Origin of the sequence: Gluconobacter frateurii (genome assembly GCF_002723955.1) — a bacterium.
In the GTDB taxonomy this organism is placed as follows: Bacteria; Pseudomonadota; Alphaproteobacteria; order Acetobacterales; family Acetobacteraceae; genus Gluconobacter; species Gluconobacter frateurii.
Window position 1 is genome coordinate 162,310 of sequence record NZ_BEWN01000001.1, and the last position, 16,048, is coordinate 178,357.

Annotated in this window: 15 protein-coding genes; 9 read left to right on the forward strand and 6 right to left on the reverse strand. The window is 56.9% G+C overall.

From position 1 onward, the window contains the following. Positions 1-19: 19 nt before the first annotated feature. On the reverse strand, positions 20-1,354 hold the full coding sequence (locus GFR01_RS00650) for a c-type cytochrome (RefSeq protein WP_099180894.1): 1,335 nt from the start codon (positions 1,352-1,354) through the stop codon (positions 20-22). 427 nt (positions 1,355-1,781) lie between these two features. On the opposite strand from GFR01_RS00650, the gene GFR01_RS00655 reads away from it, so the two are divergent. From GFR01_RS00655 to GFR01_RS00675, 5 genes are all read left to right on the forward strand, one after another. Further along, entirely contained in the window at positions 1,782-2,804 is a 1,023-nt protein-coding gene (locus GFR01_RS00655) for a FecCD family ABC transporter permease (protein ID WP_099180895.1), read from the forward strand. Next, the gene (locus tag GFR01_RS00660; protein ID WP_099180896.1) at positions 2,801-3,586 is read left to right on the forward strand and encodes an ABC transporter ATP-binding protein; all 786 of its coding nucleotides are present in this window, start codon (positions 2,801-2,803) and stop codon (positions 3,584-3,586) included. The genes GFR01_RS00655 and GFR01_RS00660 overlap by 4 nt, the downstream gene beginning before the upstream one ends. After that, complete coding sequence (locus tag GFR01_RS00665; RefSeq protein ID WP_099180897.1) at positions 3,583-4,536, forward strand: ABC transporter substrate-binding protein; 954 nt, start codon at positions 3,583-3,585, stop codon at positions 4,534-4,536. Before GFR01_RS00660 ends, GFR01_RS00665 begins: the two co-directional genes overlap by 4 nt. Before the next feature lie 83 nt (positions 4,537-4,619). Beyond that, on the forward strand, positions 4,620-6,767 hold the full coding sequence (locus GFR01_RS00670) for a beta-N-acetylhexosaminidase (protein WP_099180898.1): 2,148 nt from the start codon (positions 4,620-4,622) through the stop codon (positions 6,765-6,767). Positions 6,768-6,866: 99 nt separating this feature from the next. Beyond that, complete coding sequence (locus tag GFR01_RS00675; protein WP_099180899.1) at positions 6,867-8,972, forward strand: M13 family metallopeptidase; 2,106 nt, start codon at positions 6,867-6,869, stop codon at positions 8,970-8,972. A gap of 43 nt (positions 8,973-9,015) precedes the next feature. Here the strand turns inward: GFR01_RS00675 and GFR01_RS00680 are convergent, their stop codons facing one another. Further along, positions 9,016-9,252 (reverse strand): hypothetical protein, encoded by a 237-nt coding sequence (locus tag GFR01_RS00680; protein WP_244902090.1) that lies wholly within the window; start codon positions 9,250-9,252, stop codon positions 9,016-9,018. 547 nt (positions 9,253-9,799) lie between these two features. On the opposite strand from GFR01_RS00680, the gene GFR01_RS00685 reads away from it, so the two are divergent. Genes GFR01_RS00685 through GFR01_RS00695 form a run of 3 tightly spaced genes read left to right on the forward strand, consistent with a single transcriptional unit; the run spans position 9,800 to position 12,334 of the window. Continuing rightward, positions 9,800-10,726 (forward strand): ArsR/SmtB family transcription factor, encoded by a 927-nt coding sequence (locus GFR01_RS00685; RefSeq protein WP_099180900.1) that lies wholly within the window; start codon positions 9,800-9,802, stop codon positions 10,724-10,726. A gap of 29 nt (positions 10,727-10,755) precedes the next feature. Further along, positions 10,756-11,622 carry a methylenetetrahydrofolate reductase [NAD(P)H] gene (metF, locus tag GFR01_RS00690; RefSeq protein ID WP_063904460.1) on the forward strand — a complete coding sequence of 289 codons (867 nt, stop codon included), beginning with the start codon at positions 10,756-10,758 and terminating at the stop codon, positions 11,620-11,622. Positions 11,623-11,668: 46 nt separating this feature from the next. Continuing rightward, the gene (locus GFR01_RS00695; RefSeq protein ID WP_099180901.1) at positions 11,669-12,334 is read left to right on the forward strand and encodes an HAD family hydrolase; all 666 of its coding nucleotides are present in this window, start codon (positions 11,669-11,671) and stop codon (positions 12,332-12,334) included. A 9-nt stretch (positions 12,335-12,343) separates the two neighbouring features. On the opposite strand, the gene GFR01_RS00700 is transcribed toward GFR01_RS00695, so the two are convergent. The 4 genes from GFR01_RS00700 to GFR01_RS00715 form a co-directional block, all read right to left on the reverse strand. Next, entirely contained in the window at positions 12,344-13,426 is a 1,083-nt protein-coding gene (locus GFR01_RS00700; protein WP_099180902.1) for a LacI family DNA-binding transcriptional regulator, read from the reverse strand. A 144-nt stretch (positions 13,427-13,570) separates the two neighbouring features. After that, positions 13,571-13,822: a hypothetical protein gene (locus GFR01_RS00705; RefSeq protein ID WP_174694634.1), complete on the reverse strand. Its 252-nt coding sequence runs from the start codon at positions 13,820-13,822 to the stop codon at positions 13,571-13,573. Between the two features lie 118 nt (positions 13,823-13,940). Further along, positions 13,941-14,342, reverse strand: coding sequence for an ArsR/SmtB family transcription factor (locus tag GFR01_RS00710; RefSeq protein ID WP_099180903.1), 402 nt, complete (start codon positions 14,340-14,342; stop codon positions 13,941-13,943). Further along, entirely contained in the window at positions 14,339-14,983 is a 645-nt protein-coding gene (locus GFR01_RS00715) for a peroxiredoxin (RefSeq protein ID WP_099180904.1), read from the reverse strand. Before GFR01_RS00715 ends, GFR01_RS00710 begins: the two co-directional genes overlap by 4 nt. Positions 14,984-15,088: 105 nt before the next feature. Between GFR01_RS00715 and GFR01_RS00720 the strand changes: the two genes are divergently transcribed. After that, positions 15,089-16,015: an MBL fold metallo-hydrolase gene (locus GFR01_RS00720; protein ID WP_099180905.1), complete on the forward strand. Its 927-nt coding sequence runs from the start codon at positions 15,089-15,091 to the stop codon at positions 16,013-16,015. Positions 16,016-16,048: the final 33 nt, after the last annotated feature.

Below are 16,048 nucleotides of genomic sequence, written 5' to 3' on the forward strand. Positions count from 1 at the left end.
TTTCCCTGTCCTGCCCGGATCAGTGCGAGGCGTTAACGGGCGGTGCGGACAGTGTGGCGCGGGCAGCCGCAGCCTTCTTTTCCAGATCCGTCCAGGGGGGGAGGGTGGTGCGAGTGCGGCGCAGATACGCGGCGATGCGGGCCATGTCATGGTCCGAAAGGGCCGTGTAGAAGCTCGGCATAGCGATGTTGTCCTGACCTTCGGCAGCGCCGATCCCATGCAGCATCACCTGGAAGAGATTGTTCGGCTCATCCAGCCACAGCGCATTGTTCAGAGCCAGTTCCGGACGGCCGGAAACGGGCTGCGGGCCAGCGTTGTAGTGGCAGGCACCACAGGCACCCTGATACAGGCGGGCATCGGCATCCAGCGTCTGCGGGCCAACCAGATCCTTGCCGGACATCTGCATGGCACGGGCAATGGCGGCCTGATCGCCCTGGGAGCGCTGGGCAGCCTTGGCGACGTCCGCATAATAATGTGCGATGGCGTGCACATCTTCTTCCGGAATTTTGGACAGGAAGCGATGCGGCACTGGAGACATCGGGCCAGCAGCAGAGCCGTGGAGCGGGGCAACACCAAAGCGCAGGTACTGGAAGAATTCGTCTTCCGTCCAGACAACCGGCGTTGGGTTGTGTTCGTTCAGCGGCGGCGCAATCCAGCCATCAATGACGGCACCGTCATAGGCATGACTTGCTTTTTCTGCCCCGAGAAGATTACGCGGCGTATGGCAGGCGCCACAATGGGCGTTGCCTTCGGCCAGATAGGCGCCACGGTTCCACTGCGCATCATGCTTCGGGTCATTCTGATAGCGGCCCGGCGTGAAGAACAGAAGTTTCCAGAATCCCTGCCCGGTCAGGCGGATGTTGATCGGGAAGGGGACCGTGTTGTCACGAGGCTTCAGATGCACGGCCGGGCGCGTCATCAGATACGCATACAGATCAGAGACGTCCTGATCGTTGACCTTCGTGAAGTGGTCGAACGGGAAAGCCGGGTAAAGCTGCGAGCCGTCCCGGGCAATGCCCTTGTTCATGGCGCGCTTGAACGCGGCCAGAGACCAGTTGCCGATACCCCATTCCGGGTCAGGCGTGATGTTGGATGAGAAGATGTCACCGAACGGGGTAGCCATCTTGAAGTCACCGGCCAGTTCGGGGCCAGGGCTGCCGTCTACGCGTGTATGACATTCTGCGCAGTATCCGCCAGCCGCAACGATTTCGCCGCGCTTGATGGCGTCAGCGGAGAAGGACGCGGTTGAAGGTGGGGAGATGGGGGCGATTGGGGGGTACCACGCATAGGCGAGGAACCCGAGGCCACCCACCGCGCCGAGGCCCACAATACTGGCGGCGATCCGTTTGAGCATTCTTGCACTGTCCCGGCACTGTTTCAAAACTGCCGTCCTCATTGTGACGGATGATTGTTTCTCAATATGGCACGCGCTGCTGAAATGGAAGATTGAGATAACTCAAAATTCGTCCGGATTGATGTTGTCGTGCAGTTTTCAGGGTGGGTTGGCTTCAATGTCACACATATTCGGGAGTTTCGAAGTCAAATTCATGTGCGATTGCGTCAATATTCATATTTATAAATAGGTATTTTATTGGTCCTATATGATGTCGGCATTGCCTGGACACTCGAAAAAAACGATTCGTAGCGGATGAATATTTTGTCACTCAGTGCCAAAATGAAGATATGTTTCAATTCGGGGTCACAGTCCTGTCTCACGGAGCATGAAGCCGCCCTGTTCCCGATCCGCCCGGATGAGAGGTAAGGTAAGGTGATTATCCCGCGTGAAAGGATGCCTCATTTCCATTCGTCCGACCCTCATCCGCAGCCTGTCTGCCGCGGCCCTTCTGCTGGCTGTCGTGCTGGCCTTGTGCTGTGGGCGATATCCTCTGTCCCCATCGCGTGTCGTGGTGGTTCTCGGGAGATTGCTGCATTTATGGGGTGGCTCTGATCCGATTGCCGACGCCATTGTGTGGCAGGTTCGTCTGCCGCGTGCTCTTGCAGGGCTTTTGGTCGGAAGCGCCTTGTCCTGCGGTGGAGCGACTTTTCAGGCTGTACTGCGGAACCCGCTCGTTTCGCCGGATATTCTGGGCGTTCTGAGCGGATCGGCTTTCGGAGCGGCGTTGGTGATTGTGCTGGGTGGTTCGCCTGCCCTGATCCAGATCGGGGCATTCTGCGGGGGGCTTCTGGCTGTCAGTTCTGGCCTCTCCATTTCCCGACTGTTGCCCCAAGGTGGCCTGCTGACGCTGCTAATGGGCGGCCTTATCGCCAATGCCGTGTTCACGGCTCTTCTGTCTCTTGTGAAATACACGGCTGATCCGATGGATCAGTTACCGGCTGTTGTGAACTGGCTTCTGGGCACATTATCCCAGACGGATTGGAAAGAGCTGTCCTGGTTGACTGTTCCAATCCTTATACTGGTCACGGTTCTTATTCTGCTGGCACCTTTACTAGACGTTTTGTCTTTGGGGGATGACGAGGCTCGAAGCCTCGGTATTTCCGTTCAGGTCATGCGGCCTGTTGTCATTCTGCTGGCAACGCTGGTCTGTGCCATGACAATTTCCATGGCGGGGATCATCGGCTGGGTTGGGCTTCTGGTGCCGCATGTGGCACGGATGCTCGCGGGTGCAGAGCACCGGAACATGATGCCAGTCTGTGCTCTGCTGGGAGCGGCGGGTCTTATTCTGGCAGATACGGTTGCTCGGTCCCTCACATCCGGAGAAGTGCCGCTCGGGGTCATGACTGAGCTTTTTGGTGCGCTTGCCTTTGTTCTGGTGCTGCGCCGTTTGCGTGGAGAGGGCGTATGACGGATGCGTTCCTGTCCTGCGAGGCTGTCATCCTGAAACGTCCCGGGCGACCGGCCGTGCTTGACGGAATTACGTTGACATTCCGCCGGGGGGAACTGGTCGGGCTTCTGGGGCTGAACGGTGCAGGGAAGAGTACGCTTCTCCGTATTCTTATGGGATTGCTGAAGCCGACATCCGGTACGGTTCATCTGGAAGGTCGTCTGCTGTCGTCCTTTCATTCGGCAGACGTGGCGCGGCGGCTGGCATATGTGCCACAGGGGCATGCGGCTGTTTTCCCGTACACGGTGCGGCGGATGGTGGAGCTTGGGCGTGTTCCTCATCACGGCATCGCCGGGCGATTGGGGGCGGAGGATCGGCGGAAGGTCGATGCCGCGCTGGAGCGTCTGGGCTTGTGTGCCCTGGCGGATCGACCGGTGACGGAACTGTCTGGCGGGGAAAGGCAGCGCGTTGTTCTGGCGCGGGCGTTGGCGCAGGAAGCCGTGGGGCTTCTGCTCGATGAACCTATGACAGGCCTGGATTACGGCCATCAGATCAGGCTGATGGGACTTCTGGCGGAACTGGCCTCAGAGGGACATCTTGTGTTTCTGACATCGCATCGTCCGGAAGAGTTTTTTTCGTCCGGAAGTCGGGCGCTTGTTCTGGATCAGGGCCATATTGTTGCAGATGGTCCACCAGAGCAGATTGTGACGGCAGAGCGAATGTCCCGCCTTTACGGCGTGCCACTGGCGCAGATCGATCATGCCGGGAAACGGTTTTTCCACCATGAGGAGAATACACGATGAAACTGTCTCGACTGTTCGGTGGGCTTTTGAGCCTTTCCCTCATGGCCACAACGGCCTATGCGGCTCCCCCCACACGGATTGTGGAAGGATGGTACGCCCATAACGCGACCCTCATCATGCTGGGTGCGCAGGATCACATCGTTGCAACGGTGGCCAAGCCGTCCATCATGCCCTGGATGTTCAAGCTGGTGCCGTCCCTGTCGAAAGCGCAGCCGCTTGAAGCCGGCAATCTGAATGGTGAAGAGCTGCTGCGTCTTGATCCGGATCTGGTGTTCGTCACGGCGTCCGGTCATTCGGCGGATGCGCTTGCAAAGGTTGGGCTGCATGTCGTGCCGGAAGGGTTTGATCGGTTCGTCGGCCTTCTGGAATGTGTGGACGGAACGGCGACCCTTCTTCAGACGCCTCTGGCCGCCAAGCGGGCGCAGGCTTATCGGGTGGCGTTCCTGAAAGCGGTCTCACAGGCTATGACCAATCCGCAGGGGCCGAAAGTTCTGCATGTTGAATCGCTCAAACCGCTGCGCGTTGATGGCGACCAGAGCATCATCGACGAATGGATCCGATCTGCGGGTGGGCGGAACGGCGCTGTTGGCGTGCACGGGAACAAGCAGCCGGTCTCGGTGGAGCAGATCCTGTCCTGGAATCCGGATATCATCATTATCGGGGCTAATGCGGGCGATCCGGCGCAGCTTGCCAATGATGGCGTGTGGTCTCAGCTTGCGGCTGTGAAGGCGGGGCGTGTGTATCGCAATCCGGCGGGGATTTTCCCGTGGGACCGTTACAGCCCTGAGCTGCTGCTTCAGGTCGACTGGGCGCGGCAGATCGTTCAGACCGGTCATGTGGATGAGGCCGGAATGATCACGAAAATGCAGGATTTTTACCGGCAGTTCTATGGCATCACGCTCCGCGCTGAGGATGCAAAACGGATGCTTGCAGCCCTGCCGCCGGAATGAAACGGTAAAAAACACTCAAAAAGATTGCTGATTCGATCAGAATCGTTTCAGATATTGATTCGAAACTGCAAGGAAACTCTCGGATGACCCGGACCTCCTCTTTCCCTAACGGTTCTTTCTGGAAAAAAGCATGTCTGGGTGCTGTCCTCTTGGCTGGTACGGCCTTTGGCGGAATGGCGCAGGCGGCTCCAGTACTGATGCCGGTGCCTCAGACCGTTTCTGCTTCCAATGGCGTCAGTCCTCTTTCCGGGGGCGTCCGGATTGTCTGGGATACGCAGCCCTCTCCGCTTCTGCAAAGAGCAGCGGCCCGTTTCACGACGCGTCTTGATGCCGTTGCGGGTGCTGCAGGGCACGGCACGCCGTATGTTTTGCATATCAGTGCTGGCCATGACCCGGCTTATCTCACTACTTCGACCAAAGAACATTATGCTCTGACCACGTCAGCTGACAGCGCGCATCTTGAGGCCGATGGTCCGGCAGGTGTCGTTTACGGTCTGGCGACGTTCCTTCAGCTTGTTCACAAGAGTTCGGATGGTGCTGTCGTAGAGCGACTGCATATTGATGATGCCCCACGCTTTGCATGGCGTGGTCTGTTGCTGGATGTGTCCCGTCATTTTGCATCGGTGGAAACGGTCAAGCGGCAGCTTGATGCCATGGAGCTTCTGAAGCTCAACGTGCTGCACTGGCATCTGAATGACGGTACCGGCTTCCGTGTGGAGAGCCATGTTTTCCCGAAGCTGACCAGTGTTGGGTCACACGGGCAGTATTATACGCAGGCTCAGATCCGGGATGTCGTGGCATATGCTGCGGATCGCGGTATCCGCATTGTTCCTGAATTTGATGTTCCGGGTCATGCGCTGGCGGTTTTGCAGGCCTATCCGGAACTGGCAGCCCAGCCGCTGCCGGACGTCAATGCCGTGGGTGAGAACCTGAACAACCCAGCAATGGATCCGACCAATCCAAAGACGCTGAAATTCATCCGCGCGCTCTATGCGGAAATGGAGACGCTCTTCCCGGATCATTATTTCCATTCGGGTGGCGACGAAGTTCTTGGCACGCAGTGGACGAACAATCCGAAGATTGCGGCCTACATGAAGGCACATGGTTATGCGGATGCGCCGGCTCTTCAGGCCGCGTTCACGGCGCAGGTCGAGAAGATCCTGTCCAGCCAGGGACGCGTCATGATGGGCTGGGATGAGGTCAGCGAAGCGCCGATCCCGAAGAATGTCGTTGTGGAAGGGTGGCGCGGCTCCAAATGGACGGGTTCTGCCACGCAGGCTGGTCATCCTGTTGTAGTGTCTTCAGGCTATTATCTGGATCTGTTGACGCCATCACGCACGCATTATGCGGTCGATCCGTATGACACGAAGGCGAATGGCATTACGCCAGCAGAACTGGAAGAGACGCATCCGAAGATTACTCCCCTGCTTCAGGCCTTTCTTCAGGACCCGAATGCAGCACCTCTGACCGACGACCAGAAGAAAATGGTTTTGGGTGCAGAAGGGGCGTTGTGGACGGAAGTCGTGTCCGAAAACATGCTGGATGCCCGTCTGTGGCCTCGTACCGCAGCTCTGGCCGAGCGGTTTTGGTCGCCTGAAAATGTGCGGGATGTTGATGATCTGGAGCGGCGCCTGCCTGTCATCATGGCGGAACTGCAGGCAACGGATTTGCAGGCCACGCAGCATGAAAACGCGTTGGAAGAAGGGCTTGCTCCGGGGCATACCGGCCCGCTTTCCACACTTCTTAGCGCCACGGTTCCGGTGCGGAACTATGCGCTGAACCGTCTGGCCTCCAAGAGCGGAGACGCCATGCTATCCGCCCCGGTGGCGATTGCCGACCCGGATGCGTTTGAGGCCACGCGTTTCAACAGCATGGTCAAGCGGTATCTTGCGGGTGAGAAGAGCCTGAAAGCGCCCTTGAAGACGATGCTGACGGCGTGGTCCTCCAATGACGAAGCCTTTTCCGCTATTGCCAAGGACGTGCCCGCTCTCGAAGAGGTAACGCCTGTCTCCCATACGGTCGCAGCGCTTTCCAATGCCGGGCTGAATGTTCTGAACGGCGCTGCTGGTACGGCCTGGCGTCTGGATGCGCAGCATCTGATCGCAGCGCAGGATGAGTTCTTCCACAACTCGTCGAACCACATTCTGTCCATGAAGCGTGAACAGCCACCAGGTGGCCTGCTGATTGCCATTCTTCCCGGCATCAAGGCACTTGTCGAAAGCCAGAACTGATACAATGGGTTATGTCCTGCTTTCCTAGGCAGGGCATGATTTTTGCGTCTCATTCGTTTCGACTGTAAACTTACATTGCAGGCCCGAGGGCAGACCAACATGGCCTGCCAGATTTTCACGATCGGGCCTTTTTGCATGCACCAGAAGACATTTCCCCGTAAGGCAGCTTTGCTGCTGTCCGTCAGTCTCGGACTGGCAGCAACGCCATCCCTTGTTTCCGCAAAGCCGGCTATGCCGATGATCACATACGATCAGTATGGCCTCGATCTTGCGGGCCGGAATACGAGCGTAAAGCCGGGTGACAGTTTCTTCGATTATGCAAACGGCAGCTTCCTGAAGACGCTCGAAATCCCTTCGGATATGAGTAGTTATGGTCCGTTCAACGCTCTGGCCGAAACCTCCCGCCAGCGCATCCAGTCCATTCTCAAGGATCTGTCCGCGCATCCGGTCGATCAGCCGCAGACGATCAACGAGAAGCTCGGCACGTATTATGCGTCCTTTATGGATGAGAAGGCGGTTGAGGCTGTTGGAGCAAAGCCTCTTGAGGCTGAAATTGCCACTATTCACCAGATCAAGGATCTGAAGACGTTCGCACAGTTCAGTGGTGCGTCGGCCGTGACATTCAGCTCATCGCCATTCTCGGTAGATGTGGATGTTGATGCAAAAGATCCGACGAAATACGCGCTCAGCATTGATCAGGCTGGTCTGGGCATGCCGGATCGGGACAATTACCTGAAGCCGGAATTTGCTTCCAAGAAAGCTGCTTATCAGGCTTACATCACGCAGCTTCTGACGCTTGTTCATTGGGCAGACCCTGCAAAATCTGCCGCAGACGTCGTGGCATTCGAGACGGACATCGCCAAGGTTCATTGGGCACGGACGGAATTGCGTGATCCAGACAAGACCTACAATCCGATGACCGTGGCCGCACTAGTCAATAGCACGCCGTCTTTTGACTGGATGACATGGCTGCTTGCAGCCGGTGTGCCGTCGGCTGGTTTGGAGCAGCGGACCGTCATTGTGGGTGAACCGTCTGCCATCAAGGCTGAAGCAGATTTGATTGCGAAGACCGATCTAGATACCCTGCGCGCCTGGCAGGCTTTCCATACGGCCAGCAATTCCGCGTCCTTCCTGTCCGATCCGTTCGTGCAGGCACGTTTTGCGTATGCAAAAGCCATGTCTGGTCAGCCTGCTCTGGCGGCTCGCTGGAAGCGTGGTGTGGACTTCACGAGCGGTGCCATGGAAATGGCGCTCGGCAAGATCTATGTGGATCGGTATTTCCCGGCTTCAGATCGTGCTGCCATGCAGACGCTGACGGGCAACCTGAAGGCAGCGTTCCACAACCGTCTCGAACACAACACATGGATGAGCGCGCAGACGCGTGAAGCCGCACTGAAGAAGCTGGGCAGCTTTGAAATCCAGGTGGGATACCCGAATGAATGGCGGGATTACTCCGATCTGGTTGTGAAGAAGGGCGATGTGTACGGCAATGCCGAGCGCGCTTTCGCTTTTGAATGGCACTATCAGTTAAGCCATCTCGACAAGGTTGTTGACCGCAATGAATGGCTGATGTCGCCCGCAACGGTGAATGCCTACAACAATCCGCGTTTTGTGGAGGTCGTGTTCCCTGCTGCAATCCTTCAGCCACCGTTCTTCAACCCGAAGGCTGATCCGGCTGTAAATTACGGGGCAATCGGTGGTGTCATCGGGCATGAAATGACCCATTCCTTTGACGACAAGGGCCGCAAATACGACGACAAGGGGCGTCTGAGGAACTGGTGGACAAAGGAAGATGGAGAGCGCTTTCAGAAGCTGGCGGACCGTTTTGGTGCACAGTACGACGCTTTCGAAGTGCAGCCCGGCGTTCATGTGAATGGCAAGCTCACGATGGGCGAGAACATCGCCGATCTTGGTGGCCTGACGCTGGCGCTGGATGCTTATCACGCGTCCCTGAACGGTAAGCCGGCTCCGGTCATTGATGGCCTGACAGGTGACCAGCGTGTGTTCATGGGATGGGCGCAGGTCTGGCGCCAGAAACTGCGCCCGGATACCGAGAAGCAGCTTGTCGTCATCGACCCGCATTCACCGCCTAAAGCCCGCGTGAACATCCCGATGCACAACATAGATCTCTGGTACAAGGCGTGGAACGTACAGCCGGGCGACAAGCTGTATCTGGCACCGGATCAGCGCGTCAAAATCTGGTAACGGCGTATGATGGGGTGGATTGCCACCCCATCTGCCCGCTTTTTTACGGGCGCATATAGTGGGCTGCCGCAACTATGTTGATCAGGGCAGCTTTCGTCTCTGGCCATTTCCGGGGTTTCAGTCCGCACTCCCGATTGACCCAGAAGGTGTCCGGGGTGTTGGTTTTGCTGGCGGCCCTAAGCAGGCCCACCATCTCTTTGACAGATGCCAGCCGCGCAAAATCGTAAACGCCTGACCGGATTTCGTCAGGGTAGCGATAGGCTGTAAGCGCATCGGACACTTTCAATCGAAATCTCATCCGCATTTATCGCGCCGATGGCGGCAATGATGTTGTTGAAGTCCGAATGGCGGCCTGCACACCAAAGGCTGAAATGCGGAAACTTTCCCTGGCACAGTTCAGATAGGTCTGCCGGTCTGCCCGGCGAAGGGCTGGTCCCCATCAGGCGGCTTCTTACTCTAAATAACGCCGGAACCGGCGTTTTCCAGAGCGTGCACTTGATCTTGGAAGGCAAAAGCGATCTGCCGGCACGTTTCAGAATGCAGCTAATCGTTCTGTACAAAAGACAGTTCAGGAGTGTGCGCACCCTCAGGGTGGAAACGTGTGTCATGAGGCAGGCTTGAGCCGTGCCGAGCGCGCAGTCGAAAGCTTTTTTTCTGCTGTTGCAGGTTATCTGGCTCGCTCGGCCTTCAATCCTGTCTTTCCTCTTGGTCATCTCAGAGGCGTGAACATCGGTAGGAAAGCATGACAAGTTTCATAGCGGCCTGAGGGCGTGAAAAAGGGTCACTGATACTTGCTCATATAAAGAACTCCTTATATGTAAATATGAATGGAGCAGGTACTCACCATTTTTCAGGCGCTGGCAGACAGGACCCGTCTGCGGATTGTGGCTCTTCTGCGCGAAATGGAATTGTCTATTGGCGAAGTAGCTCAGGTTCTGGGACAAAGTCAGCCCCGCGTATCTCGGCATGTGAAGATTCTGGCCGATGCGGGGTTGATTGAACGCCGCAAGGAAGGAAGCTGGGTTTTTCTGACGCTAGGTGCTCCAGATGTTCTGGAGCCTGTCTTTATGGCGCTTGGTCGATGGACTGCACGGGAACCGGCGGAAATCCGCGCGGATCGTATTCGGTTGCAGGCCATTCGAGATGTTCGCGCTCTTGCGGCGGAAGACTGGTTTGAAACCCATGCGGTGGAATGGGACGCGCTACGTTCTCTTCATGTGTCCGAGCAGGAAGTTGAAACTGCCATTGTGAAGACGTTGTCGGCGTTTCCGATTGGTCGGCTCGTGGACATAGGCACGGGGACCGGTCGCATGATGGAGCTGTTGGGGAGCGGCGCTGACACGGTTATCGGGTTTGATCGTAGTCCCGCCATGCTCCGGCTTGCGCGCACCAAGCTGGCGGAAGCCGGGTTGCATCAGGCCGATCTCCGGCAGGGTGACTTTCAGGCCCTCCCTTTATCGGAGGGTTCGGCCGATGTCGCGGTCATGCATCAGGTTCTGCACTATGCGCAGCACCCTGCGGCTGTGATTGCAGAGGCTGCACGCATTCTGGACGCCAGTGGTCGGCTGCTGGTGATCGATTTTGCTTCGCATAACCGGGAAGAGCTTCGCATGCGGGATGCGCATGTCCGGCTTGGATTTACCGACGCGCAGATGGCGACATGGTTTCGCGCCGCTGGTCTGGTTTCGGCAGAACCGGTCGCTCTTGAAGGGGAACTGACCGTCAAACTCTGGCTGGGCCAACGCCCCAATTAATCTGACTTATTGAACAAGGAGCTGGCGTGATGCCTGCACAGACAGGGCCTCTGCCCGCAATTTCGTTCGAGTTTTTCCCGGCCAAGACGGAGAAGGCAGCCGCCACCCTGCTGGAAAACGCAAAAACGCTTGCCGCTTTTGGTCCGCAGTTCATGTCCGTGACTTATGGGGCAGGTGGGTCAACACGGGACCGCACATTGGCCACCCTGAAAGACATGGTTCGGGAAACTGGTGCGCCAATGGCGGGGCATCTGACGTGCGTGGGAGCCTCCAAGGAAGAGGTCAATGCCGTGGCGCAGGCATACTGGGATGCCGGTGTGAAGCACATTGTAGCCCTCCGTGGTGATCCGCCGCCTTCAGCCGGGGGCGTTTATGAGCCTCATCCGGAAGGCTATGCGGGGGCTGTGGATCTGGTCCGTGGATTGAAGGAGATTGCGCCGTTTGAAATCTCCGTTGCGGCGTATCCGGAAACACATCCTGCGGCGCTTAGCCCGCAGTCGGATCTGGAACATTTGCGGGCGAAAATTGATGCTGGTGCGGACCGGGCGCTGACCCAGTTCTTTTTTGAAGCCGATACTTTCCTGCGTTTCAGGGACCGAGCTGCTGCCATTGGCATTGAGCGGCCGATCGTGCCGGGTATTCTTCCTGTCGGAAGTCCTGCTCAGGCGTGGAAGTTTGCCGAGATGTGCGGTGCGAACGTGCCGAAATGGATGCGGGACCTGTTCGATGGGCTGGAGGAAACACCGCAGACGCGCGCGTTTGTTGCTGCCACCATTGCAGACCGGCTTTGTCAGACACTGAAAGCTGAAGGGGTGGAGCAATTCCATTTTTATACGTTAAATCATGCAGATACAGCGTCCGCCCTTTGCCGCCTTTTGGGTCGCCGACCCCTCTGAAAGCGAGAAAGCTGGATTTCCTTTGCGAACGGGGTGACAAAAGGGGATGACAAGATTCCCGATCATTCTTCTCGACTACGATGGTACGCTGGCGGAAACGCAGCCGGCCATTCTTCGCAGCCTGAAGGAAGCCTTTGAAGCCAGCGGCTACGAAGGCCCATCTTCGGATATTCTCAAGAAGCAGCTGGCAAAAGGCGGTACGCTTCAGACGCTCTTTCAGGCCATTGTTCCTGAGAGCGATGATGAGGACGCGGGAGCCTTTGTCCGGCATTATCGCGCCTGTTATCCGAAGGCCGATCAGGAAGAGACTGTTCTGTTCGATGGCGTGAAGTCAGTTCTGGATACCCTGAAGGGCAAAGGGGCCACGCTGGTTATCCTGAGCAACAAGCATGCACCCACCGTTCATGACAGTATTGATCGGTTTGGTTTGGGGGCGTGGATCAGCGGTGTGATTGCTTCTGAACCCCAGTATCCCCACAAGCCTGATCCCCGGGTTATGACGGATCGGGTTCGCCCCCTATTTCCGGAAGCAGATGCTGCCGAGTTCCTGATGGTAGGGGATACGAGTGCAGATCTGACCTTTGCACGTAACTCAGGGATTTCATCCTGCTGGGCCAGTTATGGTCATGGTTCGGCACAGCAGTGCATTGATCTCAAGCCGGACTACCGGATTGACCGCGTCGTTGATCTTCTGAACGTCGTTAGCCTGTAATGGGGAAGCTCAGCCCTGCGGGGCTGGGCCAATGCTTCCGCGTTCGATCAGCTCTGTTTTGAGAATGACGTTCTGGCGACCATCCTGCTGAACAAGCAAGCGTACCGCCTCGGCTCCCTTCTGTTCATGGGGCTGACGGATAGTGCTCAGATCCGCCGTTGCGGCTGCTGGAATATCGTCGAAACCGAAGATCGAGACATCCTGCGGAATGCTGAGGCCTGCCGCACGAATAGTCTGCATGGCGCCGATTGCCACACGATCACTCATGGCAAGAATTGCTGTGGGACGTTCAGGGCGGTTGATAAGAAAGCGCGCGCCTTCCGCGCCAGCCTCTTCAGAGTTGATGGGAATTTCCCAGGCCGGAACAGTCTCTGGAGCGATGCCAGCTTCCTGCAGAGCTGTCAGGTATCCTTCCAGACGCATGGCAATCGTGCTGTGTGCGATATTGGCGCGGCGCTTGGCCGTCAGGATACCGAAATAATCGTCATGGGCGGTCTTGAGCGACAGGATTCCGAAGCGGCGATGCCCGAGGTTCAGAAGCGTCTTTGCGGCTTTGTAGGCAGCATCCCGGTCATCAATGCCAACATAGGGAACGCCATCAAGGCGTGGCTGATCCACAACCACCAGCGGTACATTCCGCTGTTGCGCCATCATGACGCACCGGCTGTCAGGGGCGACGGAATACAGGATATATCCGTCCACAGCGGCATTCCCGAGCGAAACCGGGGTATTCATATTGCGGAGGCTGCTGCCAGCGGAAATCAGCGCGAGATCGGTTTCAAGTTCGTTGCAGCTTTTGGCCACGCCATTCAGAACGGTCAGCACCGCTGGATCGGAGAAGGCGTAGGGCAGGTCCTCGCTGAAAAGAAACCCGAGTGCACCTGAATGACCAGTTGCGAGTTGTTTGGCTGCGGGGTCAGGACCGGTGTAACCCATTTCCTGAGCGGCTGCGAAAATCTTTTCACGCAGGGCAGCAGAAAGCTGCCCTGGGCGGATATACGCGTTCGAGACTGTCGTGTGAGACACCCCGACCTGTGCTGCTACATCCTTGAGGGTAACTTTGCGGCGGCCGTGCTGACGGGTGGTTTTCATGGACTGTCCAATAATGAAAACGGGTCTTTTACGCAATCCTGCTCCGCATTGCGCAGACCCGTCAGGGCTAAGGCTCTGAAAACAAATACTAGCCTGCGTGTTTCCATTCCGTCTTCACAATTACGACAGGACAGCTCAGAAAGATTATTCTTTGGGTTTGGAAGCCGTATCGCCCTTCTTGGGAAGCGGTTCAAACATGGCACGGCATTTCGGGCTGAGCTGATCCAGCTTTTTCTTCATGCAGGCAGTAATCTTGGCTTCGTTTGGAATAGCGAACGTGCAAAGGCGAATTGCGTCGCCCTGACAGGCCTGTTTCTGTTCATCGCGTGTTGCAGCACTGGCAGAGCCAAGAACAAGTCCAGCCAGACAGGCGAGGGTCATAAGATAACGGGTCATGGGCCGTCTCCTTTCCATGTAAAAGCGTCTGGCGAAAGGAGCAGTTTCCAGTCTGTTTGGGTTGTCGTCAAGAAGATGGCGATGGTGCGCAAATAGACCGAAAACAGTCCTTTTTGATTTATCGGGACAAGGGGCGGACGATACGGGCAAACCGAGCACCATCCTGTGACGCTGCCTGAGTATTGGCCTTGCGCAGAGGTGCTGCGGCGGAAGGGGTGACGGCCTGTCCATCCGGCCGAAGGGTCATCAGGAGCATCCGTGCGCGAGCAGCATCCGGCGTATCGGCCATACAATAGCTGATGGCACGGGATTCACGCTGTGACTCAATCAGTCCACTGCGTCGCAGGGTGCCGAGATGCTGGCTCAGTGTTGGCTGGCCGATTCCCGTCATGGTTTCGATTTCACTGACGGCATGCGGACCATCCAGCAACGCGGACAGGATCGTCAGGCGCTGAGGCTGCGCCAGAAGGCGGAGCCATTCCGCGAGATTACGGCTTTCTTCGAGGGCGAGCAGGGTCATGAGCGAGGCTTTTTCGGCTGAAGGAACCAGCTCGGGCCGGCTTTCTGAACGGCATCCTGGGTTTGGAGGGGCGGAGCAATCGCCGGCTCTCCTGGTTGCCATCCTTCGGGAGTGAGGATGTTGGACCGGTCAACTTCCTGCAGGGCGCTGAGGACACGTTGCAGCTCTGCAACCGAGCGTCCGACACTGGCGGGATAGCTGATGATCGTGCGGATGATGCCCGTAGGATCAATGAAAAATACGGATCGGACAGTAGCGCTGTTCTGCGCTTCAAGATCCATCATTCCATAAGCGCGGGCCACTTCCATCGAAGGATCTTCCACAATAGGGAAGGGGACACGCACGTTGAAGCGCTCTTCAATGGCTGAAATCCATGCCAGATGCGCGGGCAGGCTGTCTGCGGATAAGCCAAGCAGAACGCAATCGCGTTCCCGGAAGGCGGGTTCCAGTTTGGAAAGGGCAATGAACTCACTCGTGCAGACAGGCGTAAAGTCTGCTGGGTGAGCGAACAGCATGACCCAGCGTCCGCGCAGTGAGCTCAGAACGAATTCACCGTGTGTCGTTCGGGCAGTGAAATCCGGGGCTTCATCCCCGATACGCAGCGGCGGGAAGGAAAGATCGTCAGTGATGGGGCCTGTCATGGTCCTGTTCCAGCTTGTCCGGGTCTTGACGTTTCATAGTTAATGACTTTAATAAACACAGAATTGATTTTTTGGAAATGCCTTAACTCCAGGGGTGAAAACGTCATGTGCGATGCTGCCATTGAAGCTGCGACCGCCCAGATCAGACGTGTGCAGAACGGTGAGGTTCCATCTCCTGTAGTTTGCACGTTCTTTGACGAAGCCACAAATACCGCCAGCCACGTTGTCCATTGTCCGATCACCCGTCATGCGGCCATCATCGACAGTGTGCTGGATTATGATGCTGCTGCGGGTCGGACGTCTAACGGCTCGGCTCAGGTGATCGTGGATTATGTCCGTCGGGAAGAGCTGATTGTGGACTGGCAGCTTGAGACGCATGCTCATGCTGACCATCTTTCGGCTGCACCCTGGTTGCAGGAGCAACTTGGCGGAAAGCTGGGAATTGGTGCGGACATCATTCTTGTCCAGAATGTTTTCGGCAAGATTTTCAATGCGGGCACGCGTTTTGCACGCGATGGCTCGCAGTTTGATCGGCTGTTCAAGGATGGCGAGACTTTCTCGCTTGGCGAAATTCCTGTTACTGTCCTGCATGTTCCAGGACACACCCCTGCAGACATGGCGTTTGTTATCGGAAACTGCGCCTTCGTAGGGGACACGATCTTCATGCCGGATTTCGGTACGGCTCGTGCGGACTTCCCTGGCGGAGACGCCCGTCAGCTTTTCCAGTCCATTCGCCGTCTGCTGTCTCTGCCACCAGAAACGCGTTTGTTCCTCTGTCATGATTACAAGGCCCCTGGCCGTGACGAGTATGCGTGGCTGACGACGGTTGCGCTTGAACGCGAGTGCAATATCCACGTTCATGATGGCATCAGCGAAGATGAGTTCGTATCCATGCGAACAACGCGAGATGCAACACTGGCGATGCCAAAGCTGCTGATGCCGTCCGTGCAGGTCAATATGCGTGGTGGTCATATGCCCGAGCCGGAAGCGGATGGCATCAGCTACATCAAAATTCCCGTCAACCGCATCTGAGCGGAACCCTATTCGTCCATTTTCATCGTCGCC